The sequence below is a fragment of the Enterobacter cloacae complex sp. P6RS genome (assembly GCF_014982245.1).
GTDB classification, from domain to species: domain Bacteria; phylum Pseudomonadota; class Gammaproteobacteria; order Enterobacterales; family Enterobacteriaceae; genus Enterobacter; species Enterobacter bugandensis.
Genome location: NZ_JADCLB010000055.1, coordinates 1 through 2,810, shown reverse-complemented (window position 1 = coordinate 2,810; position 2,810 = coordinate 1). Strand labels below are relative to the sequence as shown.

The following is a 2,810-nucleotide window of genomic DNA, read 5'->3' as shown; positions in this document are numbered from 1 at the left end:
TTCCGGGAGAAGGCAAATTCATGGTTGAGCCGCCACAATGATGCAAACTTAATCGCGAGCATGATCCAGGTTGATAAATTCATGGATGAACCGGACGTGTCATATTGGCAGCACAGGGGGTGTGAAAGCTATCCGGGCGATCCGCGCTTTCTTTGCGATTACTGGTTTTCCAGAGGTGGTTCTAATGAGAGGTGAAACAATGCATCAACAACCTTCAGTCCTGAAACTTGACGATATGGTGCGGGGATGGTTTGTCGGTAATTTTTCTCCGGCAGCATTACGTACTGCTGATGTTGAGGTTGCGGTACAGCGGTTTACCAAAGGCACAATCGAGAGCAATCATTATCACCGGCAGGCAACAGAGGTGACATTACTATTATCCGGACGCGCGCGCATGGCTGGGCTGGAACTACATGCAGGCGATATTATTACCTTATTACCGGGTAATCTCTCATCATTTGAAGCGCTTGAAGATTGTGTAACCGTTGTTGTTAAACACCCTGGCGTACTCAATGACAAATTTGTGGTGAATAAATGTTAAATATTGTTATTCCGATGGCGGGGCGAGGAAGTCGTTTTGCCAGCGCAGGCTTCAAAGATCCAAAACCCTTTATTCGTATCTCAGGTTTACCTATGATCGAAGTGGTGATAAACAACCTGCGTCCAGAATGCGAACACCGTTTTATCTTTGTTTGCCAGCAGGAACATTTATCCCGCTATAGTTTTACCGAACGCCTGGAAAGCCTTGCTCCCGGATGCTGCGTTATCGGGTTGGATACCTATAGCGAAGGTGCCCTTTGTACCGTATTGGCCGCTTCAGAATGGATTGATAACGACCAGCCTTTACTTATTGCTAATTCTGACCAATGGGTAGATACGGATATAAATATTTTTATCGAACGAATGAGAAAAGAAAATCTCGATGGCTTGATTATGACGATGAAGGCTGACGATCCCAAGTGGTCCTATGCCGGAATGACCGACGATGGTTGGGTGAGTCGCGTCGTTGAAAAGCAAGTTATTTCTGATGAGGCCACGGTAGGAATTTACGCTTTCGCCCGAGGAAAGGAATTTTGCCGCCTTGCAAGAGATATGGTTGAACAAAATGAACGTAGTCAGGGAGAGTTCTATGTCGCTCCGATTTATACCCGTCTGGTCAGCGCGGGGCTGACCAGAGTCGCAACATTTAATATTGGCAGAGATGGGCAGGGTATGCACGGTCTCGGAACGCCGGAAGATCTGGTGCGTTTTCTGCATAATCCAGTTTGCGAGCGAGCCCTGGCTCTATGAATATTATTTCCTGTAAGCATAAGCGGGCGCTCAAGCTTCCTGCATGCGAGGAGTACCTGGATGCATCAATCCTTGATGTCGCCAGAAGTGAAGAAACAATCGTCATAACGTTTGCGAAATGGCGCAGCAAAGCGCGCACGCTTACAGCGATAGATCGATTACACGTCACCTTTCCAGGGGACGTTGTCTGCTCATACTGGGATCGCACTCCGCTGGCTGCACATTTACTATGGGATGCTGCGCATGCGATGAAGCCTGGAGCCAGAGTCTATTTACATGTTTCTGATTATATCGCTACATTGCTTAGTCGTGACTATTACAGAGAGAGCTTTTGTGAGGAGCAGTCAACGGCTAATGGGCTGCGAGTCTTTCGCAAGATAAAGGCGTTGAGTATTGAAAAAGATCGTGGCCTTGAGGGCTGGAGTTTTTGTATTCCAACCGGAGGGAATAGTGCAGCACAACTCAACTGCTGCGTGGAACGCATCCTTTCGTTAGGTATACCTCAGTCAGAGATTATCTTATGTGGTGAGCCTGGTGACGATTTTCGCTTCTGGAATGAAGTGCGAATTGTAGGGAAAGACATCACTGGAATGCCTGTTCCGATTTCGCGTAAAAAGAATATATTGGCACAGAACGCAAATTATTCGAACCTCTGCATTCTGCATGATCGAGTATTGCTTCCACATGAGTTCATGCAGGCGATGACAAGATTTGGCGATGATTTTCCTTTTATCGCATTTCAGTCGTTCTGGTTTGCAGATTACTGGCGAGCCTCGCCACGTCGATATTCCGATTTTTGTGTGGGGCAATTTATTCCTTCAGTTTTGTATGGAGAAACTCGTCTTCAACGTCAACATCTTCCTGAATTTGAGCGTATGCGTCATGTCGCTCAGCACCCCGAGAGGGCTGCTTTTGGCAGCGAATATCTCACAGGAAGTCTTTATATCTGCAAACGTAGTCTTTGGAGAGCTGTACCCCAAAACGAATTACTTAACTGGGGCGAGTATGAAGATGTTGAACAGGGGATCCATGCCTCCGTTTCAGGAATTCCATCGCGCATAAATCCATATGCTTTCACAGAGACCTTGTCATATCGTTCTATTTTTCATTGTTACGGTACAACGAGAGGGCTTAATAAGCAGGGGAAAGTTGTAAATGAAAGAGCGCCAATGGAGTTGTGGGGTTTTACCGCATATCCTGCGCTAAACATTACACAGGAAAATGGGATTGCAAATTTATCAACTTTCGCACTGCGCTACCTGGGGAACGATGAAAACGTTCGGATGATGACCACGGAGAAAATGAGTGGACTAAGGCGCTACAGACTCATTGTCTGGCTGTTATGGCGGGCACATGGTGACTTTAAGACATTAATATCCGACTGGTACACACTCGTATTATGTGAACCTGAAGTTAAAGCGGAGTCAGAGGCATTATCTGCGATGTTAAACAGTGTTTGTCAAAACAGTTATAAAAAATTTTTTATGCTAAATCATATTTCATTGACGAGGCAGCTTTTT

The 2,810-nt window shown here is 46.0% G+C and carries 3 protein-coding genes and 1 pseudogene; all 4 read left to right on the top strand.

Annotated elements, in window-relative coordinates; translation table 11 throughout:
* Positions 1 to 195: pseudogene (locus INF73_RS22195) on the top strand (hypothetical protein); the annotation flags it as partial.
* A 4-nt stretch (positions 196 to 199) separates the two neighbouring features.
* Positions 200 to 541, top strand: coding sequence for a hypothetical protein (locus tag INF73_RS21820; RefSeq protein ID WP_193547333.1), 342 nt, complete (start codon positions 200 to 202; stop codon positions 539 to 541).
* Complete coding sequence (locus tag INF73_RS21815; protein ID WP_193547332.1) at positions 535 to 1,290, top strand: glycosyltransferase family 2 protein; 756 nt, start codon at positions 535 to 537, stop codon at positions 1,288 to 1,290. The genes INF73_RS21820 and INF73_RS21815 overlap by 7 nt, the downstream gene beginning before the upstream one ends.
* On the top strand, positions 1,287 to 2,810 hold a 1,524-nt coding region (locus INF73_RS21810), incomplete at its 3' end, for a hypothetical protein (protein WP_193547331.1). The genes INF73_RS21815 and INF73_RS21810, both read left to right, overlap by 4 nt.